Origin of the sequence: Sorangium sp. So ce302 (genome assembly GCF_051530145.1) — a bacterium.
Classification (GTDB): domain Bacteria; phylum Myxococcota_A; class Polyangia; order Polyangiales; family Polyangiaceae; genus Sorangium; species Sorangium cellulosum_B.
On record NZ_CP150326.1, the window covers coordinates 3247161 to 3263075 of the forward strand.

12 protein-coding genes are annotated in these 15915 nt (G+C 70.8%); 4 read left to right on the forward strand and 8 right to left on the reverse strand.

Features of this window, described 5'->3' with window-relative positions; translation table 11 throughout:
• Nucleotides 1–897: 897 nt before the first annotated feature.
• The 3 genes from WME73_RS12715 to WME73_RS12725 form a co-directional block, all read right to left on the reverse strand.
• Entirely contained in the window at nt 898–1794 is an 897-nt protein-coding gene (locus tag WME73_RS12715) for an STAS domain-containing protein (RefSeq protein ID WP_437915870.1), read from the reverse strand.
• A gap of 299 nt (nt 1795–2093) precedes the next feature.
• The gene (locus WME73_RS12720) at nt 2094–2951 is read right to left on the reverse strand and encodes a BPTI/Kunitz domain-containing protein (RefSeq protein ID WP_437915871.1); all 858 of its coding nucleotides are present in this window, start codon (nt 2949–2951) and stop codon (nt 2094–2096) included.
• 286 nt (nt 2952–3237) lie between these two features.
• Nucleotides 3238–3609 carry a cupredoxin domain-containing protein gene (locus tag WME73_RS12725; RefSeq protein WP_437915872.1) on the reverse strand — a complete coding sequence of 124 codons (372 nt, stop codon included), beginning with the start codon at nt 3607–3609 and terminating at the stop codon, nt 3238–3240.
• A gap of 292 nt (nt 3610–3901) precedes the next feature.
• On the opposite strand from WME73_RS12725, the gene WME73_RS12730 reads away from it, so the two are divergent.
• Entirely contained in the window at nt 3902–4756 is an 855-nt protein-coding gene (locus tag WME73_RS12730; RefSeq protein WP_437915873.1) for a class I SAM-dependent methyltransferase, read from the forward strand.
• Nucleotides 4757–4860: 104 nt separating this feature from the next.
• Here the strand turns inward: WME73_RS12730 and WME73_RS12735 are convergent, their stop codons facing one another.
• The 3 genes from WME73_RS12735 to WME73_RS12745 are packed head-to-tail and all read right to left on the reverse strand — an operon-like array spanning nt 4861 to nt 8537.
• Nucleotides 4861–6393, reverse strand: coding sequence for a hypothetical protein (locus WME73_RS12735; RefSeq protein WP_437915874.1), 1533 nt, complete (start codon nt 6391–6393; stop codon nt 4861–4863).
• A 48-nt stretch (nt 6394–6441) separates the two neighbouring features.
• Nucleotides 6442–7560: a sigma factor gene (locus WME73_RS12740; RefSeq protein WP_437915875.1), complete on the reverse strand. Its 1119-nt coding sequence runs from the start codon at nt 7558–7560 to the stop codon at nt 6442–6444.
• The gene (locus WME73_RS12745; protein WP_437915876.1) at nt 7557–8537 is read right to left on the reverse strand and encodes a hypothetical protein; all 981 of its coding nucleotides are present in this window, start codon (nt 8535–8537) and stop codon (nt 7557–7559) included. The genes WME73_RS12740 and WME73_RS12745 overlap by 4 nt, the downstream gene beginning before the upstream one ends.
• 402 nt (nt 8538–8939) lie before the next feature.
• Here WME73_RS12745 and WME73_RS12750 point away from each other — a divergent pair, with 402 nt between their 5' ends.
• The 3 genes from WME73_RS12750 (at nt 8940) to WME73_RS12760 (ending at nt 13239) form a co-directional block, all read left to right on the forward strand.
• A complete protein-coding gene (locus WME73_RS12750; protein WP_437745740.1) occupies nt 8940–9839 on the forward strand; it encodes a hypothetical protein in 900 nt (299 codons plus the stop codon).
• Between the two features lie 55 nt (nt 9840–9894).
• A complete protein-coding gene (locus WME73_RS12755; RefSeq protein ID WP_437915877.1) occupies nt 9895–10596 on the forward strand; it encodes a DUF4336 domain-containing protein in 702 nt (233 codons plus the stop codon).
• Between the two features lie 147 nt (nt 10597–10743).
• Nucleotides 10744–13239 (forward strand): substrate-binding domain-containing protein, encoded by a 2496-nt coding sequence (locus tag WME73_RS12760; protein ID WP_437915878.1) that lies wholly within the window; start codon nt 10744–10746, stop codon nt 13237–13239.
• Nucleotides 13240–13287: 48 nt separating this feature from the next.
• Here WME73_RS12760 and WME73_RS12765 read toward each other — a convergent pair whose 3' ends face one another.
• The gene (locus tag WME73_RS12765; RefSeq protein ID WP_437745743.1) at nt 13288–14304 is read right to left on the reverse strand and encodes a sugar-binding protein; all 1017 of its coding nucleotides are present in this window, start codon (nt 14302–14304) and stop codon (nt 13288–13290) included.
• Nucleotides 14305–14745: 441 nt separating this feature from the next.
• Entirely contained in the window at nt 14746–15840 is a 1095-nt protein-coding gene (locus tag WME73_RS12770) for a hypothetical protein (RefSeq protein WP_437915879.1), read from the reverse strand.
• Nucleotides 15841–15915 lie beyond the last annotated feature (75 nt).

A 15915-nucleotide genomic window follows, 5' to 3' on the forward strand; every position in this document is an offset into this window, starting at 1 on the left:
GGCGCTTCGAACGGCGAATCAACGCTCGGGGTGTCCGCCGATGCGCCGTTCGCCGGAGCTTGGGCGGATGCCAGGTTGTTCGCCGCCGGCTCCTCCATGTGTGCTGCGCGGCCCGCGGCGCCCATCCCTATCGAGGAGAGAAGCGCCACAATTGAGATGATCCATCGATTGTTCATGGTCAAATCTCCTGCGCACGGCGTTTGTCGCTCATCGGTGCGCGCGATGGGAAACGTCGATAAATGCCGCATTTCAGCGACGAGCGCGCCTCATCGACGCTTAGCAAATTGAGCGATGGCTCCCTGGCCGCAAGTGACCGCGCGAGCGCGGAGGGGGTCCGAGCGCGGATCGAGAGGGCAAAAGGGCTCCGCCGGGAAGACAGGGAGGAACCACGCGGACCATTTGTCGCAAATTGGCGATGCCACAGCGCAACCTCAGCGTCGCTCGCTTCCTCATTCGCGCAAAGCGAGGTGATCACGCCCGGCTCGGGCAGCTCGATGTCGAAGTTCAGAACCGGCCGCCGAGCGCCGCGCCAGCGCCCTGGCACCAAGCGCCACGGCTCCCCGCTGAGCGTTCACCGACGACTTTCGCCTCGGGGGCGACGTTGCCGAGGGGAGTGGTCAAATTTGAACATGAAGGCGAGAAGGCAGAAGGCGAGAAGGCGGGACGAAAAGAACAATGATCTTCCTGCTTTCTCGCCTTCATGTGAACTCTCTCCGGGCCAATGTGACCACTACCGGGCCGTGGCGCGGCTACGCGCGCGCCCTCCCAGCGATCACCACACGCCGGTGAGGGGGACGTCGCCGGAGGCCGAACTGGAGGGCGCGGTCTGCGCCGTCCCAGCCGTTGCCGTTCATGTCGAGGAGCCGTGCGACATCGGGTCGAGGCTAGCAGGGGGCGTCATGGCGGGGACGGCGACGAGGCTCCCGGGCTCGTCGCGGTGGCGAACGCGATCCCGCTCTGCAGATCGCGGCGGGTCACGATGCCTGCGAGATCGATGTCGAGGCGGACGATGGCCTGGGACACCTCGGGCCGGATGCCCGTCAGGACGACCTGCGCCCCGAGCAGCCGGACCGCCCGCGCCACCTGCAGGAGCGCGCTCGCCGAGCCCGTGTCGATGTCCGGCACGCCCGTGACGTCGATGATCGCCACCCGCGCCTGCCGCTCGACCACCTTGCTCAGCAGGTTCTCCATCATCTGCTGCGCCCGCGCCGCGTCCAGCGCGCCCACCAGCGGCAGCACGAGGACGCCCTGGCGGATGGGCACGATGGGCGCCGACAGCTCCAGGAGCGTCTTCGCCTGCATCCGGAGCTTGTCCTCGAGCTGCTTTCGCTTGGTGATCACCTCCGAGAACAGCACGATCCCGCCGATCTCGCCGGTCGTCGTGTGCCACGGGAAGATCCTCCAGCTCCCCCATTCGACGTGCCCGTCGGCCCGCGGGAAGGGCTCCTCATCATTCCCTTCCGAGGCCCCTGCGAGGCAGCGCTGGTGGATGGCCTTCCAGTGCTCGGGCATGTCGGGGAAGATCTCGTAATGGCTCCGACCGAGGACATCTTCTTCGCGCAAGCCGAAATCCGCCAGGTGGCGGTGACTGACCAGGATGTAACGCATATCCCGATCGAACATGGCAAACGCGGCCGGTGTGTAGGTGACAAAGAGGCGCACATGCTCCTCGCTCCGGCCCAGCGCAAAGCGGAGGTGATCCCGCTCTTTGTCCGCCTCCTCCAGCTCCCGGATGCGCTGCCTCAGGCGCTCGTTCTCAGCAATGACATCCTTGTGATCCGATTCACAGTTCATCCGTGCCCCTTGCTCTATCCTCACCTGTATACCAAAAGAGGTGGAACGTCACAGGTCGTGCAGGGAGGTCTGTAGCGGGCGCTCGCCGGACGGACCGGTGTGGGGGCGCCCCGATCGACGACCTGAAGAGCTGTGCGGAGTTGCCGTTTTCGCACGACGCTCTCCAGGTCGTCCCCGCTTCCCTGGGCGCGCGTGGCGCGCGCCCGTCGGCATCGCGGCTCGGTCTCGTTGGCCAGCGCTCCGATCAGCCCCTGAAAGCGCCTTTGCCTGCTCTCCCAGCACGTCCTCGCCCTTCGGGCTCAGGGCGCCTCGGAGAGCCGCGGCGTACACCTGCCCTCCGAGCACACCGCCGTCATTCCCTCCGGATACACGGGCGCGCAGGGAGGGCACGCGACGATCTCTTCGGGGCAAACGAGGGCGCCGAGATCCCCGCTCGGGTTGAGGGCGACGATGCCTTTCCCGTCGCACGACTCGCAGCACCCGACGCCGTCGCGCAGGGCGCAGTCCGCGTCTTTCGTGCATTCCGTCAGCGGGGATTCGCGCACGTCGACGACGACGCAGCGCCCGCTCTCGCATGTGGCGGCGAAGTACTGGGAGGTGCTCTCGGCCTCGCCGACCTCCGGGCATCGCTCGCACTGCGTGTCCCCGCACCCGCTGGCATTCCAGAAATCCGACACCGCGTCGCGGTGGAGGGCGACGAACGCGCTGGCGTCGACCGGGTCGCAAGAGGCGCAGCAGCGCGGCGGCGCGAGGACGCAATCGCCCGGCGCCGAGCATGCATCCATGTCCGTGGTGGTGCCCTGACAGGTCTCCAGGCACGCCGCGAGCGACTCGAAGCGGTTCGCGTTGCCCTCGCAACCACCATAGGTGAACGGAACACACTCGCCGGTGCTGGGGTCGTGCCAGTAGCTCGGGATCACCGCGTCGCAGGGGCCGGTCTCCTGCGGCAGCGTGCAACGGTCCGGCGATTCGCCGCCGGCGCCGCTGCTCGCGGCCGAGCCGCCGCCGCTGCCAGCGACCGAGCTGCTGGAGCCGCCGCCGCTGCCCGCGACCGGGCCCCCGCCGCCCGGGCCCCCGCCGCCCGGGCCCCCGCCGCCCGATCCGCCGTCGTTCCCCGCGCCGCTGCAGCCCGCCGCGAGCATGAGAGAAGTGAGCAAGCCCAGACCGAGGGACAAGCGCTGGTACATTCCAAGGACATCGCAATCGGCGCGCCGTCGGTCACCTGAGCATAAGACAATCGATCGTAGGAGTTGCATCCGGAGTCGATGGCATGTCAGGCGGTGGTGTGCCAGGCGACGCTGCGCGCCGTGACGACGTGCTCGAGGTGCGGCGCGCCCCTCTCCGGAGCGCCGCCTACGTGGAGGTACCGTGTCCCACCTGTCGACCGACCCGCCAGCCGGAGGGCTCGCTCGCGGTGAGCCAGAGATCGCTTCCCTCTGCTGCTCACTTCCTCGGCGCGACGGCGATGGTGCCCTTGATCATCCCCATGCCGCACGCGAATTGGAGCTCCCCTGCCTTCAGCTCGGGAAGGTCGATGGTCACAGGCTGTCCGGTCGGCAGCTCCTTGCGGATGCCGAGGCTCGGGAAGACGACCTCCCTGGTGCAGCCGCCGCTGTCGTGGCGGACGAGCCTGAGCTGCAGCCGCTCCCCCTCGACCGCGGCGATCTTGTCGGGCACGAAGGCGCCGTGGACCATGATCTCGACCACGCGAGGGGCCTTCTGTGGCTCGGCGCTCGCGGGCTGAGAGCAGCCGAGCGCGGAGGCGACCGAGGTGATGCCCAGCGCGATCGAGAAGATTGCGTGCGTGACCTTCATGAGAAGCTCCTTTCAGGTGCCGCGGGAAGACGCGCGGGTCTCCGTCGCATTACAGTCGAGCGTGGGAGATCGGCTCGCCTGCCGGGACCGGCGACGTGCGCCCCCGCGCCGCCTGAGCGCCTGCAGCGCCCCGGGCTCGTGGCTCACGAACGTCAGGTCACGAGCGGGGGCGGGGCGTAATGGCGGACCGGGGGGCGCGTCTGCTCGGCTCCGAGCCGGTTCCAAGGAACGCGGACCGGCCGCGAGGAGCGCACGCCGCGCGCGCTCCGACCCTCCAGATCCAGGGGACGCCATGACCCAGCTCGATCCCGACAAAGCACGCACCGCTGTCACGTACTCCGCCGCCGCGGATCACTTCGACGATCCGCCGCTCGCCTTCTGGGCCCGCATCGGGGAGCGCACCGTCGAGCGCGCCCGCCTGGAGCCCGGCCACCGCGTCCTCGACGTCTGCTCTGGCACCGGCGCGTCCGCCATCCCCGCGGCCCGGGCCGTCGGGCCCACGGGCTCCGTGCTCGCCGTGGATCTCGCCGAGCCATTGCTCGACCGCGGGCGCGCCAAGGCCCGCGCGCTGGGGCTATCGAACGTCGACTTCCGCTGCGCCGACGTGGAGGCGCTCGACCCGCCGCCCGGAAGCTTCGACGCCGTCATCTGCGTCTTTGGCATCTTCTTCATGCCTGACATGCCTGCCGCCGTGCGCCGGCTCTGGGGATGGCTGAAGCCCGGCGGCACGCTCGCCATCACCACATGGGGCGAACGCGTGCTCGAGCCCGGCAATACCGCGTTCTGGGACGCGATCCGGGCCCACCGCCCCGACGTCTACAAGACATTCCGGCCGTGGGAGCGCATCGACACCCCGGGCGCCCTCCGCGCCATGCTCGCGGAGGCCGGTGTTGCGGCCTGCGCCGTCGACGCCGAGCGCTCCAGCCAGGCCCTCGACTCGCCAGACGACTGGTGGATCATCGCCCTCGGGTCGGGCTACCGCGGCACGATCGACAAGCTCGATCCCGGCGCGCAGGAGGCCGTCAAGCGCGACACCCTCGCCCCGCTCCGCGAGCGCAACGCCCTCACCGCCGAGACCAACGCGCTGTACGCGATCGCCACGAAGCACCCTGGGCGTGGAGGGCCGCCTGCCCCGGTCGCCCAGTGAGCCCGGCAGCTCCTCGACGCCCGCCGGCCCGGCTGACCGCGGGGGGCTGGGTGAGCAAGCGGCGGAGGGGGGCCAAGCGCCCGCCCGCGGGCCGACGAATGGAATCACGGCGCCGCGACGTCGAGCTTCATGACGACATTTCCGGCCCCGAAGTGCGCATTCACGGCATCGACGTCTTGCCCCACAACGGCGACATTTCCTTCAGGATCCACGGCGAGCCCCAGCACGTCGATGACCTCGGAACCGAGGATTTGGACCCATGAAATATGCCCCTCGCTGTCGAACCGCATGACGAACGGCCGGGAATCTCCGTCTGGGCCGCCCGGCATGCCGTCGGCCTCCAGGCCCCCGCTGCCGACGCTGCCCGAAACGAAGGTGTTCCCGAGAGCGTCGACACCGAAGCTCACGGCGAAAGGAAAGTCGCCCCTGATGACTTGGCTCCAGAGGTGGGCTCCATCAGCGTCGAATTTCGCCACGAAGGGACTGTCGTTTGAACAATCCGTGCCATGCAGGGGTCCGCCGCCGAAATCAAAGTCGCATTGCGCGTTCCCGGCGAGGAACACGCTTCCGTCTCCATCCACCGCGACGCCAGTAAGGCTGCGGTGGTAGCCCCAGGGTGCTCCCCCCTCGAAAGGAGCGGCAAATTCCTTCCTCCAGAGTCGGTTTCCCGAGGCGTCCAACCGCGAGAGGCCGAGCCGCGTGTATCTAGTTTGTCCGTCATCGAGGTACGAGTCGTCGGTCGCAATCACGATTTGCCCTGAAGCGTCGACGGCCAGGGTGCCGCCTGGCATGTACCTGCCGTCTGCGTACTTGCTCCAGACAAAATGTCCCGTCGCATCGAACTTCGCCACGTAGGCCTTCGTCGGGTCCTCGGCAGCATCGGTTGGCGCCGTGAGCGGACCTCCCCCGAGATCGAGGAATTCGGCGAAATTTCCCGTGAACACCACGCCGCCCGTCGTCGGATCGACCGCGATGGATCGGATATCCCAATCTGTGTCATACGCGGCGTTGAGGTGCACGCTCCAGAGGGGATTGCCGGCGCTGTCGAGCTTGGCCAGGAACTTGGCGGCCCGGGGCGAGGTCATCGTCGCACCCTCGAGATCCATGGTTTGTGAGAAACTGCCTACGAGGAACATGTTGCAGTCCGCGTCGAAAACGATGTGCTCGCCGGCCTGCGGATTCGAATCATCGCCGAAGAGCTTGCTGAGGGTGTGGTTGCCCGCGGCATCGTACGTTGCCAAGAGGGCGTCGTCGGTTCCCCCGGACCGGAGCACGCCGCCGCCCATATCGACGTCCGACGTCGTGTATCCTGTCATGCCGAGGTTGCCGGATGGATCAAAAGCGATGTCCGTGATCGCCAGCGGAAAGGTGCCGCTCGTCGCCGGCCAGTCGTCCAGGCTGAAGGGACGGGAAGCCACCGCCGCGCTGCACCTGCCCGACGAGCCGCCCGCGCCGCCGGAACCCGACGAGCCGCCCGCGCCGCCCGCGCCGCCCGCGCCCGAGCCATCGGGGTCGAGCGGCTGCTGGCCGGGGTCGAGATCACCGATCGGCACGCGATCGATGACGCACCCAAACGTGGTGGCTGAGAGAGCGACCGGGAACCACAACAAGGAGAGTGCTAGCCGCGAAAGTCGCATGATCGAGAATCCTCCACTGAGCGGCGATCTCTCTGCCCGCGCCTTTGATCACGGAATCGTATTTGAACAGCGACCCACCTTGATCATGCGCGGCGCCTGAGCGGAGCGCGGGCTCCGCGCGACGAAGGCGCACGCCTGCGACGCGGCTTCTGCGACGTGCCCTCCGGCCACGAGGGCGTCGACGCGGAGGACGTCGCGCTCGATGGCGAGGCTACCTCCTGGAAAGCGCGCCGCGTGCTCGGCGGTGAGGCGAAGGGCGAGCGGCGCGTCCCCCCGCGTGAGGGCCGCTCGCGCGGCGTCGATGAGCCGGAGCTCGTCCGATAGAACGGAGGTGGGTGTCGCAGGGGACTGCGCTACCTCCGCACTGCGGGGTTCTCGTGGAAGGGGGTCGATGGCGGGGGCGGCCGTCGCCGCAGGAACGGATGAGGGGACCTGGCGCGCGAGCCCGATCGCCTGGGGCGCGGGCGCCACGTTCTTGGTCGACGCCGCTGCGCGCGGGGCGGGCTCGGCGGCAGGGGCGGCGGCGGGCTCTGCCTTCGCAGGCAGGGCGGGCTCCTCCTGCGTGGCCTCCTGCGTGGCCTCCTGCGTGGCCTCCTGCGTGGCCTCCTGCGTGGATGAAGCGGCTGCCGGCGCCACCCCGTCGATCTCCGCCGCGCGAGGCGAGCGCATGGGGGCTGCGGGCGCGACGGCGAGCGACGCGTCCAGCAGCCTGCGCGCGCGCGCGTCGTCGAGGCGGCTGTCCGGCTGCTCGCCCGCCGGCGCGGAGGGCTCTCCCTTGAGCTCTTCGTGACGTGCTCGCCGGGTTCGCTCGCGCCGGACCATGTGAACCACGACCGAGACGAGGTACGAGCGCTCTTTGCCGGGAAGGATCGCGTCGAGGCGCGACGCCGCCACCACGAACGCTTCCTGCGCGATGTCCTCGGCCGCCGCCTCGCCCACGCCCATCCGGCACGCGAACCGCCACAGGAACTCGAGGTGCGACGCGAGCTCTTCGAGGCGCGCCTCGCGCGCGACGTCGGTGGTGGACTCACAGGGGGAACGCGCCTGCGCGTCGACGAGTCCGCCCAGAGGGCGAGCGAGGCGGAAGGCGGTGGAACCGGGGGCGTCGTCGGTGCTGATCACGAGGGGCTCGTCCCAGGCGATCCACGAGGTCCCCGGTTTGATCACGGAAAATACGCCCCGATGGAGAGCGCGGCGTCCAGCCGGACGGCGGGGGCTTTATAGGCCGTCCCGCCGTGCACGTAGTAGAACTCGTCCCGAAGGAGGGGCAGCGCGGGCCCAACCTGCCAATCCATGAAGGACCATGCGCCGAGCAGCGCGCGCATCCGTGCGCCGGCGCCCGCCTCGAGCCACGGGCGCCATCGGCTGTAGACCGCCGGGGCTCCCTCCCCCGAGGCGAGCAACGCGCCCGCATCGAACATCATGTAAGCACTCACGAAGACGTGATCGCCGAGGGATGCGCCGAGCGGCGCCAGCGCGGCACGAGCGGTGAGCCAGGTGAGGCTCACCGACGCTCCCCCTCCGACCACGGTGCGCGGCATCGTCGCCCCCACGCCGAGCTCCGCCCATGGAAAGAACACCCGACCCGATGCGAGCCCGCCCGAGAGCCGCGCGCCTGTCGGCCCTACGTAGAGCGGTGTGGCCACGAGACCGAGCGCCGCATACAGCTTCGTCGCGGGCGTGGTCTCGCGCGCCGTGGCTCGCGACGGTCTCACCGGCGGCGCGGTGTGGGTTGGGCTGCTCTCGCGGGCTGTGCCTTGCGACGGTCTCGCCGGCGGCGTCAGGGAGGGAGGCTCGGCGCGGGAAGCTTCGACCGGGGCCTGCTCGTCCTCGCCGGCCACCGTGACGACCAGCCCGAGCGCCGAGGCGGCTTCCGCGCAGGAGTCTGCCACGATCGTGCGCGCTTCGATGGCGCCGTGAGCGCCTTCTCCGGTGATCACGAGCGTCACCGCGCTCGGCGGCTCCGCTTCGCGCACATGGACCCGGAGCCGTACTGGGGAGTCGGCGTCCACGTGCCCTCCGCGCAGCGCGGCCGCCGCCCGCACCGCGTCGAGCGTCACGCAGTGCTGCTCGTCGAGCTCCACCGCGACCCCGACGTTCGCGGCGTGGGCGGCCTCCGCTCGTATCAGAGCGAGCCATGCCACGACCGCGATCGCGCCCTGGCGGACGGCATGGCCCAGCGCGTGCACTCGACGACGATCGCTCGACGGGGCGGAGACTTTCTGAGGTTGAGGTGCCACGGGCCGGCAGGATAAGACGAACCGCCCACCGCGCCCCCGCCTACGCCGACCGGCTCGCCAAGGGCCCTCGCCGCCGCCGGCCCGCGCGACCTGCACCTGCTCACCAGCAAGGGCGACCCGTTCCACGACGCGAACGCCGCCCTCGCCTCCGAGCTGAAACCGCGGCGACGGCTGCACGGCCTGCCGCCACCGCCGCTCGCGCAGCTGCGCCGGGCCCTCGTCGGGGAGATTGACTTTCGGAGCGCGTTTGGATTTCTTAGCCCCATAGCCGGGCGACACTGTCCCGACCCAGGGGGAGGCGACGTCTTGCCGTACCGCGACAAGCTGGATGCTGCTTCGGGCACGGGGAAGCTGATCACGGTCCGCCGCTACCTCGATCCGGTCGCGGCCCAGATGGACCGCACGCTGCTCTCGGCCAACGGCATCGAGTCCCACGTGTTCGAGGCGGCGAGCTACAACCCGATGCTGAGCGGCGCCGCCGGCGGCACGCAGCTGCAGGTGCGCGAGGGCGATCTCCAGCGCGTGGAGAGGCTCCTTGAGGTCCACCCCGGGGAGGCGGCCAGCAACGACGACGAGGAGGCTGCCGGGGTCCGCTGCCCGCGCTGCGAGCTCCCCTACTGCTTCCACGAGCGCCTGCGCCTCGAGGGCTCGAGCGCCGCCGCCGCGCTCTCGATCCTCGCCGCGCCGCTCATGCTGTTCCTGCCGAGGCGCTGGCACTGCCACAAGTGCGGCCATGTCTGGGCCGATCCGAAGGCGGGGCCCGCCGCGATGACGAAGCTCGAGGAGGGCGATCCGCGGCCGGTCTTCCGCCTGCGGCGCGCGCACTCGGGCATGGGCCTGTTCCTCGGCCTGCTCGCGGGCTTCTGCGGGGCAATCCTGGTCGCGGCCGCCCTGCCGCGCGGCGCCGGTGGGGAGCTCGCCTTCGCCGTGCTCCTCGGGGCGCCCTTCGTCGGCTGGGCCGTCGGTCACTGGTGGCAGTACGATCTCTGCTCCGAGCCGGGCTGCCGCACGGCGCTGACGTCCGATCGGAGCGAGTGCCCGCGCTGCGGCGGCGCCATCGCCGGCGTCGTTCGGTCGGCTGACGAGCACCACGCGGCGGCCGCGGATTTCCGGCGCGAGCTCAGCGCGCTGCGGGCGGCGGACCGGGCGCGCGAGGGCGAGAAGAAGAAGAGAAGGAAGAACCGGCCAGCCGGCGCCGCGGGTTGAGGACGAATGGCCCTTGCCCCTCGAACGCCTTGGCCGCTTGGAGGATGTCGCCCACATGCCTGACAGCGCTCTCACCGCCGTCGTCGATGACACGATCTGGACCCTGGACCGCCCCGTGTGGTTCAGCGGGGTACGGATGCGCGCCCGCACAACGGTCGTACGCCTCGAGGACGGCAGTTTGCTCCTGCACACCCCGGCCCCTCCCACCGATGCGCTGGCAGAGCAGCTACGCGCCCTGGGTCCCGTGCGCTGGCTCTTGGTACCCAACTGCTGGCATCATCTCGGGACACCCGCGGCGGCGGCCCGTTTCCCCGAGGCGCGCGTGGTGGGACCGGCGTCGGCGCGGAGCAGGAACAAGGCGCTGAGACTCCACATGGATATCCACGACGCCAAGTTCGGCGAGCAGGTCCCCGAGCTCGAGGCCTTGCCGCTCCGGGGCGTGCCGTTCTGGGACGAGACAGTGCTCTACCATCGGCCGACGCAAACCCTGCTGGGCGCAGACATCGTCCTTTGCGCCTGCGCCAAGGACCACTGGACTTTGCGTTATGCCGCGCGCCTCACTGGCTTCTACGAGCGGGTGCGCGTTCCTCCCGACGCCAGAAAGAAGATCCCGGACAAGACCGCGGCCGCGCGCTCCATCCGCGCCATGCTGGAGCGACCGGCCCAGCGTCTCATCGTGGGGCATGCCGAGGTCATCGAAGAAGGTTGGCGCGACGGCCTCGCAGGAGCCTGGCGACTGGAGGGCGTGGAGGTGTAAGTCGGGCGGCAACGCTCCGTTAGCGAGCCCACGCGCGGACGAGCGGCGTCCGAGGCGGCTCGGTCATCCCTTGACAAGGTGCCGTTCGATCACGCCCACTGGTGTACGTCCGCGCCGTCATGGGGGTGTTGCGGGGACGTGAGGCGCATGGTCACCGGTCTCGATCTTCATGCAACGCTGCATCGCATCGTGACGGACGCCGTGGGCGCCGTGCCCTCCGCGCAGCGAGCGAGCCTCCTGGCCCGGGACGGGGAGCAGCTGGTCTACAAGGCCTCTGTCGGCCTCGCTGGCGTGCTGGCGAGCCCGCAGGAGGTCGCCGGCGGCGCGGTGCCGGCCACCGTGATCGCGACGCTCTCGACGCTCTCGACGCTCTCGACGCTCTCGACGCCGGATTCCGCGGACAGCCCTCGGGTCATGGCGGCCGCCGACTGGTACCGCGAGCACCTGCCGGGCGCGTCGGCGCTGCACCTCGTGCCCGCGGGCGCGGTCGTCGTCCTCACCCCGGTGCACGTGCAGGGACAGACGATCGGCGTGCTCGCCGTCGAGCAGCCGGGCGGGCAGGCGCCTTCCGGCGAGGGCTGGGCGCGGCTCCGCGCGCTGGCCGCGAGCGCCGGCGCGGCGCTGGAGCGGCGAGAGCTCTACAACGACAAGGCGCGGTCGGCCCAGGAGGTGCGCGTGCTCGAGGGGGTGCTGAACGCGGTGGCCGCGCGGACCAGCACGCACGAGCTCGTCGAGATGATCTCGAAAGGCATCAAGAGCGTGCAGCTCGGGCCGCAATGGCGCTCCGTGCACCTCGTCCTGCTGAGCGACGCTCCCTCCGGGGGCGCGCGCGGCGACGCCGCGGCCCGCGAGATCCGCGTCTACCACGTCCCGCACCGATCACCGCTGGCGTTCTGGAACAACGTGCGTGACGGCGCCCTCATCGCTGGGCGCAGCGTCGGCATCCACGTGGACGTCCGCAACGCCCCCGCCCACAGCGCCGTCGAGCAGCGCGGCATCCTCGAGGACGCCATCGACCGGGGCGTGCACGGTATCGCCGTGGCGCCGATCACCCCGGAGGTCCTCGAGCCGGCGATCCGCCGGGCGGCGCAGGCCGGGGTCCCGGTGGTCACGATCGACACGCCGCCCGCCGAGGGCAGCTGCGCTCAGGCCTATATCGGCACCGACAACGTGGCGGCAGGGCGGCTCGCCGCGGAGATGATGGCCCGGCTGCTCCCGGGCGGAGGCAAGATCGGCGCGCTGACGTTCTGGCTCAGCGCCATGAACAGCCGCGAGCGCATCGAGGCGTTCCGTGCGGCGGTTTCGGGCACGCGCGCGCCCTTCGACCTGCAGCCGCCGGCAGAGGACCGGTTCGACATCGAGCTCGGGATGCGGATCGCCCGGGAAGCCGTGCAGACCGGGGGAATCGCCGGCGCCTTCGGCGTCTGCGCCGAGAACGGCCTGTCGTGGGGCGCGGCCGCGAGGGCGCTGGGGCGGGCGGGGGAGCTCAAGATCGTCGCCTTCGATCTGCTCACGGACACGCTCGAGATGCTCCGGGAAGGGACCATCCACGCCGTCCTGGTCCAGCGCGAGCACGAGATGGGCTACCGCGCGGTGCGGGTGCTCCACGACATGGTATCGAAGGGCGTCGAGGCGGCCCTGGCCGGGCTGCCCACGCGCGCCGGCTCCGGGGGAGGGTCCGCGCTGCGCTTCATCGACACCGGCATCGACGTCGTGACCATCGAGCGCACGCCCTGGTCGCTCCCCCTCTCCGACTACCTGCCTCTCGACGCGAACCGCAAGGCGGCGAAGCGGAGGGAGCAGCTCCCCTACGAGAGCCGCGCGAAGGAGCTCCTCCTCGTCACCGTGGACGCGGGGAACGAGGGGTACCGCGAGGAGCGAGCCCCCCTCGACGCGAGGTCGATGGTCGGGCGGGTGCTGAGCACCGCCCGGCCGATCATCGTCGACACGCACTCGAGCGAGCTCCACGACGCGCCCGATGTCGTCGAGGCGCGCGGGAAGGGGGCGCATACCCTGGTCGGCGTCCCGCTGCTCGCCGGCGGGTCCGCCTTCGGCGCCCTGGTCCTGGAGAGCGGGCGTCGGGCGGCGTGCTCGCTCGACGATCTCACGATGATCGAGCGCATCGTCGACACGATGGCCGTGGCGATCGAGAACGCGCGGCTCGTCCACCGGATCACCGAGCGGACCCATGAGCTCGAGCGCGCGAACCGGCACCAGGAGTCGCTGCTCGACACGATCCGCGAGCTCTCGAGCCCGGTCGTGCCCATCGCGCGGAACATCCTCGTGATGCCGATCGTCGGGACGATGGACGCGCAGCGGTCGGGCCGCTTCATCGAATCGATGCTGCAGGACATCACCGAGCACCACGCGCGCGTGGTGCTGGTCGACGTCACGGGGATGGCGGTCGTCGACGCCGCGTCGGTGGAGCACCTCCTGCGGGCGGCGCGGGCGGCGCGGCTGCTCGGCGCCGAGGTCGTGCTCGTCGGCGTCACGCCGGCGGCGGCGCGGCTGATGGTGGAGCAGGGGGTGGACCTCGGGAGCGTCATCACCCGCTCGACCCTGGAGCTCGGGTTCGCTTACGCGCTGTCGAAGACCGGCGGCCAGATCGTCTATCGCCGCTCACCGCACCCTCAGCCCTTCTGAGCCGAGCCGATACGGGGCGGCGAGGAGTCGGACCGCCGGGGGACCGGGCTACTTCTTCATCTCGGCGAGCGTGGCCCTGAACTGCGCGACGTTCTCCTTGTTGATCACGTCGACCCCGGTGTCGATCACCTTGCTCGGGGGGATGGCGGCGATGGCCGCGTCGCCCTCGGTCGCGAGGCGGTGGAGCCACTTGCTCCCCAGGTAACCGAACTGGAACGGCTTCTGCACGACGGTGCAGGCGACAGTGCCGTTCTCGATGCCGGCGAGCGTCGCGTCCTCCTCGTCGAACACGGCCGGCTTGACCTTGCCCTTCTTCCCGAGCGCCTCGACGGCGGCGACGATGGCCGGCCCATTGTACGACCAGAGGCCGGTCGCGACGTCGAGGTCCGGGTGGGCGTTGATGATGTCCTCCACGTTCGTGCGCGCCTTGGCGAGGTCGGTGTTGTCCTCGCGCTTGTCGACGAGCTGGATGTTGTGGGGTGTGACCACGTCCTGAATGCCCTTGAGGCGCTGGGCCGCGTTGTCGACAGCGAACATGCCGACGAAGGCGGCCATCTTCCCGCCGTTCGGCAAGAGCTTCACGATCTCGTTGCCGAGCACCTTGCCGGCCTCGTAGTTGTTCGTGCCGATGTAGAGCAGCCGGTTCGATTTCGGGGCGTCGGAGTCGAACGTGATCAGCTTGACCTTCTCCGCGACCTTGTTGAGCACGGTCACCTGATCGTCCGGCGCCAGGACGCTCACGCCGACGGCGTCGTAGCCCTGGCTGGCGAGGCTCTCGAGGATCTGGTTCTGCTCCGTGGGCGTGCTGACCTGCGGCACCTTGAGGTCGACTTGGATCTTGGCCTCTTGCTCGTACTTGTGCACACCGGCGAACGCGATCTTCCAGAAGTCGCTGGATCCGTTCGTCACGAACGCGACCTTGATCACCTTGGCCGTGGCTTCTTTGCCGTTGCCTTTGCTGCTGACCTCGCCCCCACCTCCCTGATCGCAGCCTGCGATCGACGCCATCGACAGCATGGTGAACGCCGCACATGCGAGCTTCCAGAGACCCTTCTGATGCTTCACGGCAGCTCTCCTCGGTTCGTCCGCGCGAAGCGTGCGTCGAGACGACGTCGCTGCTCCGCGACAGCGGTGATGCCCCGGAGCGATGTTAGCGACTCACCTCGCCGATGTCGCGCCTCGCGTGAACGACCCGGGCCGAGCACCGAGGTGACGCGCAGGTTCGTCGGTTCCGGCACGGTGCGAGCGTGTGCGAGACCACCAGATCTGGATAACGAGTGAGGCGAGGCACATTGTGCCTACAAACCAGGTGGATGCTTTTGCGGGCCGTCTGCTCGCGGGGGGATCCGGCCGCGGTGATGCTGAATCGATCGCTTTGGGGATGATTCGCTGTTTCCCGGCAGCGAGCCGACGCGAGCGGCGGGCTCGACGTTCGGCCTGAGCTTGCTCACCTCTCCGGTGCCACCGGCAGCCCGAGCAGCCGACCCAGCGCCTCGTGAACCGGTACTAGCCGGAGCGCCCGAACAGGCTCAGCAACCGCCTGAGCAGCCCCGGCTTCGCGGTCGGCGCGCTCGCCGCCGGCGCCGGCGCCGCCTGGTCGCGGCGTGCTGACCTCGGCGCCGCATCGCGGGGCTTCGCCACGGCGGCGTCACGGGGCTTTGCTGCAGCGGGAGGCGCTCCGGGCTCCTCACGGCCGGCCTCCACGCCATGGTCCGCGGTGGGCTCGGCCGCGCGGCTCGGTGCCTGCTTCGCTGCCTTCTTTTCGGCCCGCGCCTGGACTCTGGCCTTCATTGCCTCCTTGGCGGTGAGCGCGGGCTTCTTCTTCCGCGGGAATGCGGCGCTCGGCGGAGGCACCCACACGGCGTCCCGGCGCGGCTCGGGGGTCGCCGTCGTCTCCGGCGCCGGCGCCACGCCGCGCGTCTCGGCGGGCTGCGGCTGCCGCGACGCCCTGGAGGCGTTGGCCTCTCCCGCGGCGGGCGCGCGCTTCGCCTCGGCGAGCGCGGCGTTGCGCTCCGCCTCGCTCTGCGCGGGGTCCGCGGCGGCGGCAGCGCGCTGCTCTCGCGTGGCGGCGCCCGGCGCTGGATGGGCCGCGGGCGCGCGGGTCTGGGTAGCGCCCCCGGCGCCTGTCCGGCCGCGCGGCGTCGCCCCATCCCGCGCCCCCCTGGGCTTGTCCGGCGAGCGGCGCTCGGCCGCGTTGCCGTCGCGCGCCCCGCGCTCGGCCGGGCCGCTGTCGCGTCCTGCGCGCTCCGCCGGCCCGCGCTCGCGCGCTCCACGGTCGGCAGGTCCGCGCTCCGCTGGCCGCGCCGAGCGCCGCGGCGGCGGCTCCTGCGCGGGCGCTGGCGTGCGCGGCCGGCGCATGTCGATGACCCGCGGCGGCCGCGATCGAGCCGGCGCAGCGGCGGCGGGCGCAGCGGCGGCCGGCGCTGCCACGGCGTCTTCCGCGCTCGCTGCGCCCGCCGTCGTGGTCGTCGTCGTGCCGCCGGAAGAGGCGTCAGCGCCCGCCTCCGCCGGCTCTCCGGCGGCTTCCGTCGCGCGCTCCTCGACGGGCCCCGCGCTCTCCGGTTGCCCCTCCCCGTTTTCCGCTGTGCTTTGCTCGACCATGGGGCTCCTCCATAGCGTTGTCGGGCGCTCCGCGAAACCGGATCTCACCGCCTCGCACGCGCGGCCTGCGCGGTG

Bases quoted from the DNA above. Each gene is read 5' to 3' on its own strand.
- WME73_RS12725 (WP_437915872.1), bottom strand. From the start codon at position 3,609: ATGAAGGTCACGCACGCAATCTTCTCGATCGCGCTGGGCATCACCTCG.
- WME73_RS12715 (WP_437915870.1), bottom strand. From the start codon at position 1,794: ATGAACTGTGAATCGGATCACAAGGATGTCATTGCTGAGAACGAGCGC.
- WME73_RS12735 (WP_437915874.1), bottom strand. From the start codon at position 6,393: ATGCGACTTTCGCGGCTAGCACTCTCCTTGTTGTGGTTCCCGGTCGCT.
- WME73_RS12755 (WP_437915877.1), top strand. From the start codon at position 9,895: ATGCCTGACAGCGCTCTCACCGCCGTCGTCGATGACACGATCTGGACC.
- WME73_RS12730 (WP_437915873.1), top strand. From the start codon at position 3,902: ATGACCCAGCTCGATCCCGACAAAGCACGCACCGCTGTCACGTACTCC.
- WME73_RS12760 (WP_437915878.1), top strand. From the start codon at position 10,744: ATGGTCACCGGTCTCGATCTTCATGCAACGCTGCATCGCATCGTGACG.
- WME73_RS12770 (WP_437915879.1), bottom strand. From the start codon at position 15,840: ATGGTCGAGCAAAGCACAGCGGAAAACGGGGAGGGGCAACCGGAGAGC.